This window comes from Archangium primigenium (assembly GCF_016904885.1).
GTDB classification, from domain to species: Bacteria; Myxococcota; Myxococcia; order Myxococcales; family Myxococcaceae; genus Cystobacter; species Cystobacter primigenius.
Genome location: NZ_JADWYI010000001.1, coordinates 1,057,762 through 1,075,261 on the forward strand (window position 1 = coordinate 1,057,762; position 17,500 = coordinate 1,075,261).

A 17,500-nucleotide genomic window follows, 5' to 3' on the forward strand; every position below is an offset into this window, starting at 1 on the left:
TCATGGAAAAGCGCTTTTTTGATTTGAGTCTCGACGTCTATGTTCCGGGCCGCTGGTATTTCAAGACACCTGCCCGAGCCGATGGTCAGCCCGTGGAGGACCCCTGGGTCTTCACGAACGGGCAAGGAATAGAGTCCCCTGGGAAACTGCTCATTCCGTTGTCTCGTCCTGGCAACCCATTGGACTTCACGACGGCGGGCGTTGGACTGACACCCATCGTGAGCGAGCGCGTGGCGCGGGTGTTCCGCGACATGGCCCCCGAGGACGTCCAACTCTTCCCCGTGGACGTCGAGGGTCAGAGCACACCCTACTTCCTGTTGAACGTGGCGCGGGCGGTGCGCTGCATCGACGACGCGGCCTGCGAGGAGGTGCGTCGCTGGACCGCCGAGGATGGTCGTCCCGACAGGGTGGGTGAGTACCGCGTGGTGGCGGGCCTTCGCATCGACCCGTCGACGGTGGGGGATGCGCGGGTGTTCCGGCCGTGGGGTTGGAGTGCGCCCATCCTCGTGGAGGCGTCCGTCAAGGACGCGCTGGAGCGCACGGGCATCGTGGGAGGCCGTTTCGACGCGGTCTGAGCCTCACGGGTCACTCAGGGACTTGTGCATGAACAGGGAGGGCTCCAGCACGCCGTGGATGGAGCGGGCATATCCCGGCACCACGCCCGTGCTCTGGAATCCCAGCGAGCGGTAGAGCGCCTCCGACGCGTTGCCCGGCACGGTGTCGAGCACCAGCAGGCTTCTGCCCGCGCGGCGGGCCTCCTCCTCCGCGCGCAGCATCAGGGCCCGCGCGAGGCCCCGCCGTCGCGCCTCCGGATGCACGAGCATCTTCGCGATCTCCGCGCGATGTCGGCCATTCGGTGGCATGTCGAGCAGCAACTGCACGGTGCCGACCACCCGGCCCTCTCCGCGCGCGACGAACAGGCGTCGGGCGCCCGTCTGGAACACGGGCCGCAGCCGGTGCCAGAAGTCACGCGCCTCCTCCCGCGTGAAGGGCAGGACGAATCCCACACTGGCGCCCTCCAGGACGTTCGCGTGGAGGACGTCGGCCAGCGCCGACAGGTCCGCGTCCAAGGCCTCCGCGCGCACTTCCTCGATGGGGAACACCGTGCTCATGCGCTCCGGGATTCAAGCCATCCGGTCAGGAAGACGCAAGCCGAGGTCTGTCAGGGGTCTTCTGTACATGAGTGGTCAGCCCCGCGTGGGCAAGGGAGTGAAGACCCATGACCAAGGAAGTCCTGGAACGACACGTCGCGGAACCCAAGGCACCTGACGCGGTTGCCTTCTCCATGCGCGAGTCCATCGCCAACCTCGTGGCGCGGTATGCGTTGGCCTACGACACCCGTGATTGGGACACGCTCATCGGGTGCTTCACCCTGGACGCCTCCTTTACCCTGCGCGTCGAGGGGTCCGACCTGGTCGGACCCTTCCAGGGCCCTGCGGACATCCTGCGGCTGATGCGGGACTCCGCCGCGGCGCAGGACGATCGCCGACGGCACCTGTGCACGAACCTGATGGTCGAGCCTTCCGGCCCCGACAGGGCCATCGCGCGCTCGTACCTGACGTTGATCTCCATCCGTGACGGGCACCTCGAGGTGCTGTCGACCGGAACCTACACCGATGAGGTGGTCCTCTACGGAGGCGCCTGGCGGTTGCGCACCCGGCACCTCGAGCTCGACCTGCCCTCGGACGGACGGCGCCGCGGATGAACCTCGGACTCATCCCCGCCAAGTGGGCGGCGCTCACGCCCCGGCGAACCGCGCTGATCGACATTCCCCATCAACGGCGCATCGACTGGGCCAGCCTGGACGCCCGGGTGCGCCGGCTGGCCCATGGCCTGCGGGCCCTCGGCCTGCGCTCCGGGGATCGGGTGGCGGTCCTCAGCCGCAATGGCATCGAGTACCAGGAACTCTACTTCGCGGTGGCCCGCGCGGGCCTGGTGCTGTTGCCCCTCAACTGGCGGCTGTCCCCCGAGGCGCTGCGGACCCTGCTCACCGACGCCGAGCCCGCCCTGCTGGTGGCCTCGGACGAGTTCCGGCACGTCGCCGCGGACCTGGGCCGGGCCGTCGACCTGAAACGCCTGCTCCATTACGGCCCCACGGCGGATGGGAGCTACGAGGACCTCATCGCCGCGTCGCCGGATTCCGAGCCGCCCTGGTGCGAGCAGGTCCAGGACACCGACCCCTGCTTCATCCTCTACACGGGGGGCACGACCGGCATGGCCAAGGGCGTGGTGCACTCGCATCGCAGCGTGGCCGCCGGCATGCTCAACCAGACGGTGGCGGAGCGAGTCGTCCCGTCCGATGTCTATCTGCTCACCGGGCAGATGTTCCACATCCCCGTGGTGCTCTCCATGAACTACCTCGCCCACGGCTGCCCCGTGGTGCTGATGAACTTCGAGGCCCGACAGGCCTTGGAGGTCATCGCCCAGGAGCGGGTGTCGGCGTTCCTCGGCATCACCACGATGCTCAGCTGGATGATGGCGACGCCGGGGTTCGGTGCCCAGGACCTGTCGAGCCTGCGCAACATCCAGTACGGCGGCGGCCCGATGCCCAGCGCCATCGTGCGGGAGGTGGCCGAGGCCTTTCCGTGTGGGCTGATTCAAGGCTACGGCCAGACCGAGGGCGCCACCATGTCCTTCCTGTCCCAGGAAGACCATCGCGACGCGCTCCGGGGCCACCACCCGCACCGGCTGCGCTCCTGTGGCCGCGAGGGCTTCGGCACCCGGATCCGAGTCGTGGACGCGGACGGCCACGAGGTGCCCCGGGACGGCAAGACCCCGGGGGAGATCGTCGTGCGCGGCGAGGCCAACATGCTCGGCTATTTCCGGCGGCCGGACCTGACCGCGAAGACCTTCCAGAATGGCTGGATGCGGACCGGGGACGTGGCCACCTGGGACAGCGAGCGCTACCTCTACATCGTCGATCGGCTCAAGGACATGATCATCTCGGGGGGGGAGAAGATCTACAGCGTCGAGGTGGAGGAGGCGATTGGCAGACATCCCGCGGTGTTGGAGTGCGCCGTGATTGGCGTGCCCGACGCGCGGTGGGGCGAGTCGGTGAAGGCCTTCGTCGTGCTCAAACCCCACCACACGGCCACGGCGGAAGACATTCTCGCCGTCACGCGCGACCACCTGGCCTCCTATCAGAAGCCCCGCTCGGTGGAGTTCGTCGCCGCGCTGCCCAAGGCCCCCACGGGCAAGTTGCTCAAACGCGAGCTGCGCGCCCCCTACTGGGCGGAGCAGGAGTCCCCATGAAGACCCCCGGCATTTTCCTGGGTGCCACGGGCGTCTGGCTTCCCGAGCGGGTTCCCATCGCGTGGGCCGTGGAGCGGGGCTCGCTGGACCCGGCCACGGCCGAGCGCTACGGCATCCTGAGCGTCCCGATCGCGGGGGAGCTGCCGGCCCCCGAGATGGCGCTCCGGGCGAGCCGACAGGCGCTCGAGCGGGGCGGTCAGGACCCCACGGCGCTGAGCCTGCTGCTGTACGTCAGCACCTGGTACCAGGGGCCTCACGGCTGGTGTCCTCAGTACTACGTCCAGCGGCACACGGGCTCCGGGCAGGCGACCGCGGCCGAGGTCCGGCAGGGCTGCATGGGCCTGTTCAGCGCCTGCGAGCTGGCCGCGGCCCACCTCCTGGCGGCGCCGGAGCACGAGGCCGCCCTGCTCACCTCGGCGGACAACTACAACGCCCCGATGCTCGACCGCTGGCGCTCCAGTCCGCACGCGATGCTGGGGGATGGGGGCTGCGCGCTGCTGCTCACCCGGCGGACGGGGTTCGCGCGCCTGGAGGCCATCAACGCGCGGACGCTGCCCCAGTTCGAGGAGCGGCACCGGGGATCGGCGCCCCTGTTCCCACCCGAGGCGACCCTCGGCACGAAGGTCGACTTCGAGACGACCAAGAGCCAGTGGTTCGCGGCCTCGGACGTGAAGCCCCGGGAGCTGGAGGCGACGATGTCCCAGGCCTTGTTGGAGGTCGTGGGCAAGACGCTCCGGGAGGCGGAGCTGGAGCTGTCCGAGGTCACCCGGGTCCTCTTCGTCAACTGGTCCGAGGAGCGGGTGCGCCAACGCGCCGCGGTTCCCTTGGGTCTGCCCATGTCCCGCCTGGCCTGGGACTACGGTCGCACCGTCGGCCATATCGGCGCGAGCGATCAAGTGCTCGCGCTCGATCACCTGCTCCTGTCGGGGGAGCTGAACGCGGGGGATTCCCTCCTGCTGCTGGGCACGGGGCCGGGTGCGAACATCGCCTGCATGGCCGTGCGCATCCTGCACCGGCCCACGTGGGCGGACGCCGGAGCGCGCGAGCTGAAATCACCCGCTTGAGGCCCTTCGCCGGGGCTCCGGGTCGTGGTGTTCCTGGCAGGATGTGTTCCCGTCCATCCGGGGAGGCCGTGATGCGCGTTGGGGTGGCCGTGTTCCTGCTACTGCTGGCGTCCAGCTGCGCGGCCCGGCGGGTGGTGCGGTTGGACACGGGCCAGGGCCCTCCCCTCACCTACACTCCGGTGGAGTCCGCGCCCGTCCGGGTGGATGAGGACGCGTTCACATCCGCGGTCGTCGAACTCGTGCTCGGTCTGCGATGGGAGCTCGGCCTCGCGCGCCCCGGGCGGGACGAGCGCCTGTCCCTGCTCGCGGGAGGGCTCGTCGACGGCGTGCGGAGCCCATCCGTGCGCGCCTCTCCAGACAGGTGTTCGAGACGGCTTTCTCCGGAGGTGTGTCTGGGCTTGTTGTCGCGCCGGGGCGTGTGGATGCCCATGGGCCGACAGGGGCTGGCGCTCGCGTTCGCTTTCGACATGGTGTGGACGGGCGTCGGCGCGGCGGTGGGGGAGTTGGCGGACCCGGAGGCGCTGCGGGCCCTGGTGGTGTCCCTGGTGGGCACCACGCTCGTCATGCTGGTGGCGCCCGAGCCCATCACCAAGCTCATCGCGATTGGCTTGATGGCCTCGCTCATCGCCTACCTGGGGACGGGGCCGGTGTGGAACCTGGGCCAGGGCTTCCTGCGACTGCGGACGGAAGCCCAGCGGGCCGGGAGCATGGGCGCGCTGGAGGATGCCGGGCACCGCTTCGGACGGGTGCTTGGCGAGAATGGCGCGCGGGTGGTGGTGCTCGTGGCGCTGACGGCACTCGGGGGCAAGAGCGCCTTGGCGGCCCAGGGGCCTCGTCTGCCAGGCTTCGCCCTGGCGGCCGCGCGGGCTCGGACCGAGGCGGGCCTGGAGTTATCAGGCGCCCTGGCGGGAGAGGTGCGCGCGCTCGCCCTGCCAGCGGCGGGAGTGTTGAACGTGGTGCTCGCGCCCACGGCCGTCGCGGCGGTGGCGATGGGCCAGGGCAGCGCCATTCAGGGGGACCCCGAGGGGGACCTCCACCACATCTGCACGGACAAGAACGAGGTGTCGGAGTCCTCGGGGGGGCCGTGGACGCCGCAGTTCGAGAAGCTCTTCGCGCAGGCCGGAATGAACTTGGGTGACAGCGCGAACATGGTACGCATCCGCGGGCACAGAGGCCCTCATCCCGCCGAGTACCATCACGAAATCTTGAGGAGGCTCGTCGGCTCGATGAAGGGGTGTCGGGGGGCAGGCCAGTGCCGGGCCGCATTGGTCGAAGCACTGGCGGAGATCGCACGTGAACTCACGACGACCGGAACACGGCTTCGAAAGTTGATCACCCGGAACCCAGAGGGATGACGCCATGGCGAGTCAATTCTTTGATCTGAGCATGGATGTCTATGTGCCAGGGCGCTGGTCCCTCGCTGAGCCAAGGCGCCTCGATGGACAGCCCATCGAAGACATCTGGCAGTTCATCGAGGGTCGGGAGGTCGAGGACCCGGGTCCCCTGTATGTTCCGCTCTTCCAGGCGGGTCGGCCTCTCGACCTTGAGTTCGCCGGGGCGGGACAGGCGCCGGTCGTGAGCGAGCGCGTGGCGAAGGTGTTCCTCGACATGGCGCCCCATGACGTTCAACTCTTTCCGGTGGAGGTCGAGGGACAGCCCGGTTCCTACTTCCTGCTGAACGTGACGCGGACGGTGCGATGCATCGACGACGCGGCTTGTGAGGAGGTGCGGCTCTGGACTTCTGGAGATGGGCGTCCCGATAGGGTCGGCGAGTATCGCGTGGTCGCCGGATTGCGCATCGACCCATCGAAGGTGAACACCGCCCGTGTGTTCCGTCTGTGGGGGTGGACCGTTCCTCTCATCGTGGAAGCCTCCATCAAGGACGCGTTGGCGCGTACCGGCATCGTGGGCGGGCGCTTCGACGCGGTCTGAGCCTTGCCGCGAAGACGCATGCTCGACGTCTTCGGCAGTGGAGTCCTTCGCCCTCGAGGGTGGGCTTACATCACCTGACTGGAGTCTCACCCTCTGAGCATGAGTGACGATAAGAATGAGCCTGGGAAAGTGAAGTTGTCCCTGAAGAAGGAGGAGTTGCGGGTTCTTTCCGATGAAGACCTGGATCTGCTCGATCAGGTCGTGGGGGGCGATTGCTGGGTCACCTGCAACAACACCTGCGTCTTCTCGCGGAGTGATCAGCTCGAGCGAGAGCAGTCTTGAGCAAAACACCGCCCGGAGGCATGGCGTTCTCCCGGAGCCCCCTCCGTGAGATCGCGCATGCGTCCAGGCGATGGGGCCGTGGTGGGCACGGCTCCCGGTGCCGCGTGCGATGGACGGTGGCTCAGTTCTCCGGGAACGCGGTCCAGCCGGCCAGCCAGTTGTCCTTGCCCACCGCGCCCACGAACTGGGCCGAGGCATCGAAGAAGCCATCCGCGGGCGGCACCGCGGCGTTCTCGGCGGCGAGCAGCGGCGAGCCCGCGGCGGGTGTGAAGTCCGGCGCCTTCAGGTCCAGGGCGCCCGGAATCTGGGGGTCCACCGAGGCGTGGTTGCGCAGCGCGGCGGCGAGGAACTGGTCCGGCTCGCGGAAGACACCGCCATGGGCGAGCAGTGAGCTGTCCGCCTGGGTGGTGTTGCCCGCGCTGTCCTTCACCGGGTTGGGCGCGTACGGGAGGGTCGTGGTGTCGCCCTTGTTGCCGTAGAAGTAGGTGGTCGAGATGGACAGGTCCCCCGCCTCGAACAGCGCCACCGAGGCCCGGCCGTCCACGTCCACCGCCTGGTCGGCGAACCAGGCCACCACGGCGTTGCGCAGCTTGACGCCCGCGCCGGTGTTGAACACGAGCCCCTCCTGCTTGGTGCCCGAGGCGCCCGGGGCGCGCTTGGAGCCGATGAAGCTCGCGTTCCAGATCTCCGGCACCGAGCGCGGCGAGGCCGAGTTGTCGCTCTTGTTGCCGCTCGCCTCGATGCCGCGGTTGCCCACGGTGCTGTTCTGCTGCACCACCAGGAACTGCACCTTGCCGCTGTAGCCCAGGTCGTAGTCCAGGCCGTCGTCGTCCGCCTGGGTGATGACGATGTGCTGGAGGTTCGCCGTGCCGCCGAACATCTCCACGCCGTCGTCGGCGCCCTTGTGCACCTGCACGTAGTCGATGCGCGTGCGCGAGCCGCAGCCGCCCGTCGTCAGGCCGTTGAGCTCGTTGTCCTGCGCGAGCTGGTAGCCGGCGAACTCGATGCGCGCGAACGTGAGCGTGCCGCAGTCGTGCGTGTCATCCGTGCCGCCGTAGCGCACGCGCTCGTCGGTGCTGTTGGAGAGGAAGCCCTCGATGGCGGCCACGCCGCCCGAGGAGTTGATGCGCGCGCGGCCCAGCAGCACCACGCCGCCCCAGTCACCCGCGGCGCGCTCGCCCACCGCCGCCGCGCTGGTGAAGACGATGGGCCGCTCGCGGGTGCCCGCGGCGTCGAGCCGCGCGTTCTTGGTGACGATGAGCGCGCTGCCGTCCTCGCCGCGCACCTGGGTGCCGGGCTCGATGGTGAGCGTGCCGCCCTCCACGAAGATGTACTTCTTGAGCGTGTAGACCTTGTCGGCCGTCCAGGTGGTGTCCTGGGTGATGACCTCGGAGACCTCCACGGCGGAGCCGGTGCTGGTGTTGCCCGGGGGGGGCGTGACGGGGTCCTCGCCGCAGCCGGCGAGCAGGGACATGCCAAGGGTGAGGCCGAGCGTGAAACGCTTCATGGGGTGGGTCCTCGGGGAAGGAAAGACAGCGGGGGTTTAGAGGGACCAGCCGAGCGAGGCGGAGAAGGCCAGTCCGGGGCGGTACGTCAGGATCGTGATGTCGCCCTGGGAGAGGGTGACGGCGGAGTCGAGCAGGTTGGAGCCGGTGAGCTTGAGCTGGGTGCGGCCGCCCAGCTTCTGGCTCACCGTGAGGTCCAACCGGTGAAAGGGCACTTCATAGACATCCGGCAACTGCTGCACGCCCACCTCGCTGATGCGCGGGCCGGAGACGTTGTAGAGCAGGGCCACCTCGGTGCCGCTCTCGGGCCGGTCGTAGCCGAGGTTGAGGTTGATGACATACGGAGACTGGCCTTGCATGGGGCGGTTGCTGTTCGTCTGTAAACCCAGCTTTCGAGGATCCGTGAGGACGATGTTGGACTGGATGAGGGTGAGGTTGGCGGCGGCGCGGAAGCGGGAGAGCGCCGGGGTGAGGCGGCCGAGCGAGGCGCGTGCTTCCAGCTCCACTCCATAACTTCTCGCGCCGTCGGCGTTTTCAAACACCAGGTCACTTCCTTGTGGATTGCTGTTGATGACGCGCTCGATCGGGTCACGGAAGTGTTTGTAGAAGGCGCTGGCGGCGAGCACCTCGTTGTCCCCGACGAACCACTCGGCGCGCGCGTCGAGGTTGTGGATGCGCGTCTCCTTGAGCGCGGGGTTGCCGGACACGTTGCGGCGGCGCACGAAGTCGTAGAAGAGGAAGGGCGCGAGCTCGCGGAAGGTGGGCCGCGCGAGCGTGTAGCTGTAGCCGGCGCGCAGGTTCACCTGGGGGGTGAGCGTGTAGACGGCGTTGAAGGCCGGCAGCACGTCCAGGTACTTCGCCGTGTTGTGCAGGGAGCGCACGGGCTCCAGGGGACTGCCCGCGTCGAGCCGCTGGGTGGACTGCTCCACGCGCACGCCGCCCACCAGCCTCAGGGGCTCCACGGGCCGCACGTCCGCGGACACGAAGCCGGCGAAGATGCCCAGGAAGGCGTCGTAGGCGTCGTCGTCGCGCGTCACCTCGCGCAGGCGGATGCCCGTGCCCAGATTGTCCGGGCCGAAGAGCTGCTCGGGCGGCAGCGAGGCGTCCACGGGGACGTCGGTGCGCAGGTAGCGGAAGCGGCGCGTGAGGAAGTCGCGGAAGGACAGTTGGGTGAGGCCGCCCACCTTGAGCCGCACGAGCGACACGGGCACGCTGAGGCTCGCGCTGCCGCCGGTGGAGTTCTCGCCGAGCTCCGAATAGAAGCGGTCGCCGCTGTTGGGCTGGTTGGGGAAGGAGTAGCGGCCGGTGGGGGTGCCCAGGTCGTCCGCGTAGAGGGTGTCGCGCGTGTCCGGATCGTCGCGCTCCACGCGGCTGAAGTTCGCCTGCCAGTCGAGCTCCGTGTCCCCCAGGCCCGAGAGCCGGTGGAAGCCGCGCAGCTGGTTGAAGGTCAAGGAGCGCGAGCTGAACTGCAGGCGGCTGCCCTGGTACTGCTCGGAGCGCTCGTTGTTCACACCCGTGGAGCTGAAGGAGTGCGTGTCCGCGCCGCGCGTGTAGAGGCTGAAGAGGGTCAGCTCGTGGTCGCGGTTGAACTGGTAGCCCACACTGGCCAGGCCGCTGAGCGCCGCGCCGGAGCTGCCCTGCAGCGTGGTGGCGGGGTCGCGCGCCTCCAGCGCCTGCTCCTGGCGGATGGCGCGGGAGAACTGGGACACGCGGTTCGTCTCGCGGTGGCCGTAGTTGACCAGGGCCAGGTAGCCCAGGCGCTGGTGGCCCGAGCGCAGCGTGTCGCCCACCGACAGGCCCAGGCCCAGGTTGGGCAGCGAGGTGGTGGTGCGCGGCGTCCAGACGTTGGGGAAGCTGTTCCACGTCTCCGTCGAGTGGGCCAGCCGCTCGGTCCGGGACACGGCCGCGGGCAGGCGCCGGCTGGGGCTCGCGAAGCCCAGCGTCTCCAGGAAGGAGCCCGGCTGGGTGTTGCGCCGCTGGAAGGTGGACATCGTGTCGCCGGAGAGCGTCAGGCGCGGCTTGAACTCGAACTGGCTCGGGTAGGTGTTGGTCTCGATGAGCAGCGCGCCGCCGCCGAAGGTGCCCGGCAGGTCCGCCGTGTAGCTCTTCACCACGTTGAGGTTGGCCAGGAGCGTCGTGGGGAACAGGTCCAGCGGCACCGAGGGCTCGTCCGGCTCGGGGCTGGGGAAGAGCGCCCCGTTGAGCAGCGTCACCGAGTAGCGGCCCCCCAGGCCGCGCAGCAGCACGAAGCGGCCGTCCACCACCGTGGCGCTCACCACGCGCTTGACCGCGTCCGACGCGCTCGAGTCCGGCGTGCGGGCGATCTCCTGCGCGCTGATGGCGTCCGACAGCGTGGCGGCCTTCTTGCGCTCCTGGAGCAGGGCGCCCTCGGCGCGGCGATCCGAGCGCGCCTCGACCACCACCTCCTGCACGGCGCCCGCGTCGGCGCTCAGCCCCACGTCCAGACGCGCGGCCTTGCCTGCCTCCACGATGACGCCGGTGATGCGGCGGCCCTCGTAGACGTCGTAGAAGACGCGCAGGTCGTAGCGGCCTGGCGGCAGCGCCAGCCGGTAGTGGCCATCCACGTCCGTGAGCACCGTCTTCTGGGCGCCCGCGACGACCTTCACCGTGGCCTCGATGAGGGTCTCCTTCGTCTGCGCGTCCGTCACCTGGCCGTAGATGCCGGTGAAGCCGGGCGGCGGCGTGGCGGACGCCTCCAGGTCCTCGTCCATCCCCTCGTCCACGACCTCCGTGGCGGGGGTGGTGGCCTCGGGCGGCGCGCGCGGCTCGGTCTGGAGGGGGAGGACGTCGTTCGTGGGGGCGAGCCCGGGCGCGTCCGAAAGGGGGACCTGGGCCCAGGCGGGCCCGGCGAGCAGCAGCAGCGCCATCAGGCAGGCGCGGAGGGAATCAGGGCGAAGAGACAACACGGGGCTCCTCACCAGCGGACGCGCGCGGGGAGCGCGCGCCGTCCGTGGCGGCTCGAGAGAAAGAAGGGGAAGGGGAGACGAGGGGTTACGGCGCCGCGGGCGAGGCCACCGCGTCCGGCACCACGGCCACGGTGATGCCGCCGCCGCGCGCCAGGTCCAGCACGTCCATGGCACTGCCGTAGGGCACGTCGTTCTCCGCGTCGAAGAAGACGATCTTGTCCGGGCGCGCGTTGAGCATGCGTCGCAGCCGCGCCACCACCTGCTCGCGAGGCACGTCCTCGCGGTTGATCTGCGTCACTCCGGCCCGAGTGAGCGTGAGCACCACCGGGGGCAGGGCTCCGGGGGGCGGCGGCGTCACGGCCGTGTCGTCCGCCTTGCCCGGCACGTCCTGCCACATCTGTTGGGTCATCAGTGGGGTGACGACCATGAAGATGATGAGCAACACCAGCACCACGTCCACGAGCGGCGTCACGTTCATCGCCGGCCGCACGCCCCCCTTGCCACCACCGAGATCGAAAGCCATGACGGTCGGGCTCCTAGTGCTTCGCGGGTTCGACGACCTGCAACGAGATGCCGGGAAAGCCGATGTCCTGCAGCGTCTTGAAGACGCTCCGCACGTCGGCGTAGCGCGCGGCCCGGTCCGCCTTGAGCACCACGCGCGTCTGACTGTCCTTGGCGTGCAGGGCGCGCAGCGTCTCCACGAGCTGGGCGCGGGGGACTTCCTGCTTGTCGAGGAACAGCGCGCCCTGGGTCGTGAGGCTCACGGTGGTGGGGGTGAGGGAGTTGTCCTCGCCCTTGTCGGTGTTCAGCGCGGCGGGCAGCTCCACGGCGGCGCCCGCCTCCAGCTGCGGGGTGACGACCATGAAGATGATGAGCAGCACCAGCACCACGTCGACCAGCGGCGTCACGTTCATCTCGGGCACGAGGCCCGCGCCCCTACGCCGGGCGGACATCGTGGCCCTCGCTCCGCGCCGAGCGCTCCACGCCCAGGGCCCGGGCGCCCTCGTGGCGCACCGCCGGCACGCTCGCGCCGTGCACGTCCTCCAGGTGGTCCATGAACTCGCGGCGCGCCAGGTCCAGCGACAGGAGCAGCGCGTCGGCGCGCGTGCTGAGCAGGTTGAACATCAGCACCGCGGGGATGGCCACCAAGAGGCCCAGCGCCGTGACCACGAGCGCCTCGGAGATGCCCGCGGACACCGCGCCCAGGCCTCCCGAGCCCGTCTTGGCGATGCCCGCGAAGGACTCGATGATGCCCACCACCGTGCCGAGCAGCCCCACGAACGGCGCCACCGAGCCCACCGACGCGAGCACGCTCATGCCCCGGCGCACCTCGGACGAGACGCGCTCGTGGAGTCGCTCCACCTCGCGCCGCGTGAGCTCCACCGCGCCCAGCTTGCCCTGCGGCGCCTCCTTGCGCGCCAGGTACGCCTTCACCCCGCCCCCCAGGAGCTTCGCCAGGCTGCTCGCCCGGGCCTGGGCCGCCTCGATGACGAACGGCGCGTGCTGCTGCGACTCGAGCAGCCGGCCCGCGCGCGCCGCGAACCGGCGGTCCGCCGCCCGGGTGCGCAAGAAGAAGAGCAACCGCTCGAAGAACACCACCAACGACGCCAGCGCGAAGGCCAGCAGCGTGTAGGCGATGCCCCGGGCGAAGAAGCCCATGTGGTGGTAGATGTCGATCAGATTGAAGTTCACGGCGGGGGCTCCGGCGAAGGACGGCGGGACGGGGACGGCGGGCGCTACGTGAGGCGGAAGGGAATCTTCACGATGCGGTAGACGGCGGTGGGCTGCCCGGCGACGAGCGCGGGGGCGTAGCGCCAGGACTTCACGGCGGCCACGGCGGCGCCCACGAAGGGCTCCTCGCCGCGCATCACCTTGACGGCGCCCACGCGGCCCTCGTCGTCCACGACGATCTTCAGGATGACGAGCCCCTCCAGGCCCCGCGAGCGCATGTCGGCGGGGAACTCGGGCGCCACGTTCGAGTCCAGCTCCCGGGGCGGCGTGGCGCTCTCGGGCAGGTTGATGGGCGCGGCGCGCGGCGTGCCCGTGCCCCCCACCACCCCCGCGCTGTTCAGGCCCGTGACAATGGCACCCGCCACGAGCGCGCCCGTGCCCCCCACGGCCACGGGCGCGGCGGCCACGGCGTTGGCGGCGTCCGTCTCGGGCGGCTTCTCCACGGGGATTTCCTGGGGCGCCACCAGGGCGGCGGGGGCGGCCACGGTGGGCGGCGGGGGCGGCTTCGCCTTGGGCTTGGGGGGCGGCGGAGGCGGGGGCGGCGGCTTCACCTCGGCCACCACGGGCGGCGGGGGCGGGCGGAACACCACGTCCACCTTCTTCTCGCGGATGACCTGCCGCACCTGCTGCCCCAGCGTCACCGCGCCCACGCCCAGGAGGGCGCTCACGCCCAGGGCGGCGAGGGTGGAGAGCGCGAAGCGCCGGGCGGACTGGGTGTCGGTGGCGCTGTCGTAGGTCTCGAACATGACGCCTCGCCGTATAGCGAGCGCATGTCGCGAACCCGTTCAGCCCCGGTGACAATTGATGGCGCGACGAGTCACACCCGCGTCACGTGGATCTCCCCGCGCGGACTTCACGGGTGCGCGGTGACTTCTGGAAATCCGGGGCAGGCAGACGGTCGGGGGGATGCTCCGAGGGGGGGGCCGTTCTTGGTCGGGGGGGCGAACCATGCCAGTGTTTCCGATCATGTCGGCCGTGCGGCTCCAGGACGTGGAGCAAGGAAGCTTGGGCCCCTATGTCCTCCTGGGAAAGCTGAGTGCCGGGGGCATGGGCGTCGTGTATCGCGCGCGCCATGCGGACAGCGGCACGGTGGTGGCCCTCAAGACGGTGAAGGTGCCCGAGGCGGCCATGCTCCGGGGCATCCGTCGGGAGATCCACGCCCTGCGGCGCATCCAGCACCCGGGCGTGGTGCGGGTGCTCGCCGAGGGCGTGAACGAGGGGCTGCCCTGGTACGCGATGGAGCTGCTCGAGGGGCTCACCCTGCGCCGCTACATCGACACGCTGTGGAAGCGCGACGCGCCCTCGCTGGAGGTGGCCACCCAGGCGGTGTCCGCGCCCGCGCCCGCCGAGGGCGCCAGCGTGGACTCCTCGTTCCGCGCCTATGGGCCGCCCGAGTCCTCGCAGCGCCGCGCCGCCGCCCAGGAGCGGCTGGACGAGGTGCTCACCCTGGTGCGCCGCCTGTGCGAGTCCCTGGCCTTCCTCCACGGCGAGGGCCTGGTGCACCGGGACTTGAAGCCGGAGAACATCCTCATCCGCCCCGACGGCACCCCGGTGCTGGTGGACTTCGGCCTGGCGGCCAACTTCGGCGGACCCCTGGGCCGCGAGTCGCTCGACGTCTCCGGCAGCATGGAGGGCTCCTACATCTACATGGCCCCCGAGCAGATCAAGGGCGGCCTGGTGGACGCGCGGGCCGACCTCTACGCCCTGGGCTGCATCCTGTACGAGCTGCTCGTGGGCCAGCCGCCCCACCCCGGCGCGGGCTGGGACGTGCTGCGGCGCCACCTGCGCGACACCCCCCATGCGCCCTCCAGTTGGGTGACGGGGGTGCCCCCGGCGCTGGACGCCCTGGTGATGCGCATGCTGGCCAAGGTGCCGCGCGAGCGCGTTGGCTACGCGGCGGACGTGGGCGCGGGGCTCGCGGAGCTGGGCGCGGAGGGGCTCGTGCGCGAGGTGCCCACGGCGCCCCGGCCCTACCTGTACCGGCCCGAGTTCGTGGGCCGCCAGGAGCTGCTCGGGGAGATGGAGGCCCTGCTGGATCGCACCCGGGATGGACAGGGCGGGTGTCTGTTCATCGGCGGGGAGAGCGGCGCGGGCAAGACGCGCGTGGTGATGGAGTGCGCGGTGTCCGCCGGCCGCCGGGCCTTCCGGGTCGTCACCGGGGGCAGCCTGCCCCTGTCGGGTGGAGGCAGCGGCGAGCAGCGCTTCAGCGAGCCGCTGCACGCCTTCAAGCCGCTCCTGCTGGCCGTGGCCGACGAGTGCCGGCACCGGGGCCTGGAGGAGACGGAGCGGCTGCTCGGCGCGCGGGGCCGGGTGCTGTCGCGCTACGAGCCGTCCATCGCGGACCTGCCCGGCCAGGAGCGCTGGCCCGAGCCGCCGCGCCTGCCGCCCGTGGCCGCGCGCGAGCGGCTCCTGCGCTTCCTGGTCGAGACGCTCGCGGCCTTCAGCGCCAAGGAGCCCCTGCTGCTGGTGATGGACGACCTGCAGTGGGCGGACGAGCTGTCGCTGAGCGTGCTCGACTTCCTGCGCGAGAACTTCCTGTCCACCGCGTCCGTGCTGGTGGTGGGCACCTACCGCAGCGAGGAGCTGGACACCGCGCTGCGGCTGCTCGTGGAGGCGCCCGGCGTGGAGCATCGGGCGCTCGGGCGGATGGACGCGCCCGTGGTGGCGCGCATGGTGGAGGACATGCTGGCCCTGGCCTCGCCGCCGGCCGCCTTCGTGCACTTCCTCACCACGCGCTCGGCGGGCAACCCCTTCTTCGTGGCCGAGTACCTGCGCACCGCCATCGACGAGCGGCTGCTCTACCGCGACGCCGTCGGCCGCTGGCAGGTGGCCTCGCGCGACGGCGAGCTGGAGCGCCTGCACGAGGCGCTGCCCCTGCCCGACGCGCTGCATGACCTGGTGGGCCGCCGCCTGGAGGGTCTGGGCACCGAGGCGCGCGCGCTCCTGGAAGTGGCGTCGGTGCTGGGCCGCGAGCTGGACGGAGACGTGCTGGCGGGCGCCGCCGGGCTCGGGGACTTGCAGGAGCTGGAGGGGCTCGAGGAGCTGCGCGCGCGCCATGTGCTGGAGGACGCGGACGGCGGAGCCCTGCGCTTCGTGCACGACAAGCTCCGGGAGATCGCCTACGAGGGCGTGCCCGCCGCGCGCCGCCGCGCGCTGCACCGGGACGTGGCGCTCGCGCTGGAGGCCCAGGACCCGTGGGGCGGCGTGTCCCCCGCGCTCTACCCCGTGCTCGCGCACCACTGGGAGCAGGCCGAGGACGACGTCTGGACGTTCGAGTACCTGGAGAAGGCGGGCGCCCACGCGCTCGCGGCCGGCTCGAACGTGGAGGCCAGCGGCTACCTGCGCCGGGCCCTGGCGCTGGAGATCCGCCGCGGGCAGGTGACGGGCGTGCGGCTGGGCGCGGATCGCCGCGCGCGCTGGGAGCGGCTGCTCGGGGAGGCCGTGCATGGCCTGTCCGACTTCGACGCCTGCATCCACCACGGTCAGCGCGCGCTGGAGGAGCTGGGCCGGCCCCTGCCCACCACGGACGGCGGCTGGAACCGCTTCCTCGTGGCCCAGTCCGCCCGGCAGGTGCTGCACCTGGTGCTGCCCCGGCGTTGGCGGCGCGAGGGGGACCGGCAGACACGCGAGAACTACGGGGCCGCGGCGCTCGCCGCGCTGCGGCTGGCCGAGTGCTTCTACTGGCGCTACGACCCGTATCGCACCATGGCCACGGCGCTCCTGGCGACGAACCTGGCCGAGCGCGCCGGGCGGGACGAGCACGTGCTGCGGTTGTACGGCCAGCTCGGCTTCATCGCGGGGTTTGGCCGCCTGGACGCGCTCGCCCGGGCGTACTTCCGCCGGGCCCAGGGCGAGGACCTGTCCGTGGCGGATCCGAGCGCCGCGGCCTTCGGCCTCATCACCGAGTCCATGTACCACGCGGGCTTCGCGCGCTGGTCCGAGGCGGCGCTCAAGGCGAGCGAGGCCCAGGGGCTGCTCATCCGCCTGGGAGACAAGGCCGAGTTCGAGCTGACCGAGGTGCTGCTCGGGCACGTGGACTTCTACTCGGGCCGGTTCGAGCCCACGCTGGAGCGCTTCGGGCGCGTCCGCGAGTCGGCGAGCAAGCGGGGCCACTTCCAGCACGACGTGTGGGCCACGTACACGCTCGCGCGCTCGCTGGTGGCGCTGGGCCGGTGGGACGAGGCCATGCCGCTGTTGCGCGACTCGGCCGAGCGGCTCGAGGGCAAGCATGATCCGCTCTCGCACATGATCACCCACGGGCTCCTGTCGACGGTGTACCGGGAGCAGGGGGACTGGGATCGGGCGCGGGACGCGGCGGACCGGGTGATGTCGCTCGCGCGGCGCTACCCGCCCATGCTCTTCACGGAGGGTCAGGGCTACGAGGGCGCCGCGGCCACCTACCTGGCGCTGTGGGAGCGTGAGCGGAGCAGCCCGGGCTCGGTGCCGCCGGTGGCCGAGGTGGCGCGCGAGGTCTGCGCGCGGCTGTCGGCCTTCGCCCAGCGCTTCCCCCTGGCCCGGCCCATGGCGCTGCGCTTCGAGGGTCGGCTGGCCGGCCTGTCGGGGGCCACCTGGCGGGCGCGGCGGGTGATGCGGCGCGGTGTGAAGCTGGCCCAGGCCCAGGGCATGCCCTACGACGAGGCGCTGGCCTGGTGGGAATTGGGCCGTCTGGCGTCGGGCGCGGAGCGGCACGCCTGCCTCACCCGGGCGAGGGAGGGCTTCCTCCAACTGGGCAGCGGGGGCCTGGCGCGTCAGGTGGAAGCCCAGCTCGCTTCCAGCACGTCCTAGGCGCGGGTTCTCCACGTGCCGT

General features: G+C 71.0%; 15 protein-coding genes. 8 read left to right on the top strand and 7 right to left on the bottom strand.

Annotation, left to right across the window (positions count from 1 at the left end):
- Nucleotides 1–2 precede the first annotated feature (2 nt).
- A complete protein-coding gene (locus I3V78_RS04560) occupies nt 3–575 on the top strand; it encodes an imm11 family protein (protein WP_204485088.1) in 573 nt (190 codons plus the stop codon).
- Between the two features lie 3 nt (nt 576–578).
- Here I3V78_RS04560 and I3V78_RS04565 read toward each other — a convergent pair whose 3' ends face one another.
- Complete coding sequence (locus I3V78_RS04565) at nt 579–1,112, bottom strand: GNAT family N-acetyltransferase (RefSeq protein WP_204485089.1); 534 nt, start codon at nt 1,110–1,112, stop codon at nt 579–581.
- A gap of 107 nt (nt 1,113–1,219) precedes the next feature.
- Here I3V78_RS04565 and I3V78_RS04570 point away from each other — a divergent pair, with 107 nt between their 5' ends.
- The 6 genes from I3V78_RS04570 to I3V78_RS04595 all read left to right on the top strand — a co-directional run bounded on the left by I3V78_RS04570 (nt 1,220) and on the right by I3V78_RS04595 (nt 6,530).
- Nucleotides 1,220–1,705: a nuclear transport factor 2 family protein gene (locus I3V78_RS04570; RefSeq protein WP_204485090.1), complete on the top strand. Its 486-nt coding sequence runs from the start codon at nt 1,220–1,222 to the stop codon at nt 1,703–1,705.
- A complete protein-coding gene (locus I3V78_RS04575; protein ID WP_204485091.1) occupies nt 1,702–3,252 on the top strand; it encodes an AMP-binding protein in 1,551 nt (516 codons plus the stop codon). Before I3V78_RS04570 ends, I3V78_RS04575 begins: the two co-directional genes overlap by 4 nt.
- Nucleotides 3,249–4,316, top strand: coding sequence for a ketoacyl-ACP synthase III family protein (locus tag I3V78_RS04580; RefSeq protein WP_204485092.1), 1,068 nt, complete (start codon nt 3,249–3,251; stop codon nt 4,314–4,316). The genes I3V78_RS04575 and I3V78_RS04580 overlap by 4 nt, the downstream gene beginning before the upstream one ends.
- A 71-nt stretch (nt 4,317–4,387) precedes the next feature.
- Nucleotides 4,388–5,671: an AHH domain-containing protein gene (locus I3V78_RS04585; RefSeq protein WP_204485093.1), complete on the top strand. Its 1,284-nt coding sequence runs from the start codon at nt 4,388–4,390 to the stop codon at nt 5,669–5,671.
- A gap of 4 nt (nt 5,672–5,675) precedes the next feature.
- Nucleotides 5,676–6,248, top strand: coding sequence for an imm11 family protein (locus I3V78_RS04590; RefSeq protein ID WP_204485094.1), 573 nt, complete (start codon nt 5,676–5,678; stop codon nt 6,246–6,248).
- Nucleotides 6,249–6,377: 129 nt separating this feature from the next.
- Nucleotides 6,378–6,530, top strand: a complete 153-nt coding sequence (locus tag I3V78_RS04595; protein WP_204485095.1) for a hypothetical protein — start codon at nt 6,378–6,380, stop codon at nt 6,528–6,530.
- Between the two features lie 121 nt (nt 6,531–6,651).
- On the opposite strand, the gene I3V78_RS04600 is transcribed toward I3V78_RS04595, so the two are convergent.
- The 6 genes from I3V78_RS04600 to I3V78_RS04625 all read right to left on the bottom strand — a co-directional run bounded on the left by I3V78_RS04600 (nt 6,652) and on the right by I3V78_RS04625 (nt 13,439).
- Complete coding sequence (locus tag I3V78_RS04600) at nt 6,652–8,037, bottom strand: hypothetical protein (RefSeq protein ID WP_204485096.1); 1,386 nt, start codon at nt 8,035–8,037, stop codon at nt 6,652–6,654.
- A 36-nt stretch (nt 8,038–8,073) separates the two neighbouring features.
- A complete protein-coding gene (locus I3V78_RS04605; RefSeq protein WP_338023470.1) occupies nt 8,074–10,962 on the bottom strand; it encodes a TonB-dependent receptor in 2,889 nt (962 codons plus the stop codon).
- An 85-nt stretch (nt 10,963–11,047) separates the two neighbouring features.
- The gene (locus I3V78_RS04610) at nt 11,048–11,485 is read right to left on the bottom strand and encodes an ExbD/TolR family protein (RefSeq protein WP_204485097.1); all 438 of its coding nucleotides are present in this window, start codon (nt 11,483–11,485) and stop codon (nt 11,048–11,050) included.
- 13 nt (nt 11,486–11,498) lie between these two features.
- Complete coding sequence (locus I3V78_RS04615; RefSeq protein ID WP_204485098.1) at nt 11,499–11,915, bottom strand: ExbD/TolR family protein; 417 nt, start codon at nt 11,913–11,915, stop codon at nt 11,499–11,501.
- Nucleotides 11,899–12,654: a MotA/TolQ/ExbB proton channel family protein gene (locus I3V78_RS04620; RefSeq protein ID WP_204485099.1), complete on the bottom strand. Its 756-nt coding sequence runs from the start codon at nt 12,652–12,654 to the stop codon at nt 11,899–11,901. The genes I3V78_RS04615 and I3V78_RS04620 overlap by 17 nt, the downstream gene beginning before the upstream one ends.
- A 44-nt stretch (nt 12,655–12,698) precedes the next feature.
- Entirely contained in the window at nt 12,699–13,439 is a 741-nt protein-coding gene (locus I3V78_RS04625) for an energy transducer TonB (protein WP_204485100.1), read from the bottom strand.
- 202 nt (nt 13,440–13,641) lie between these two features.
- Here I3V78_RS04625 and I3V78_RS04630 point away from each other — a divergent pair, with 202 nt between their 5' ends.
- Nucleotides 13,642–17,478 carry a serine/threonine-protein kinase gene (locus I3V78_RS04630; RefSeq protein WP_204485101.1) on the top strand — a complete coding sequence of 1,279 codons (3,837 nt, stop codon included), beginning with the start codon at nt 13,642–13,644 and terminating at the stop codon, nt 17,476–17,478.
- Nucleotides 17,479–17,500 lie beyond the last annotated feature (22 nt).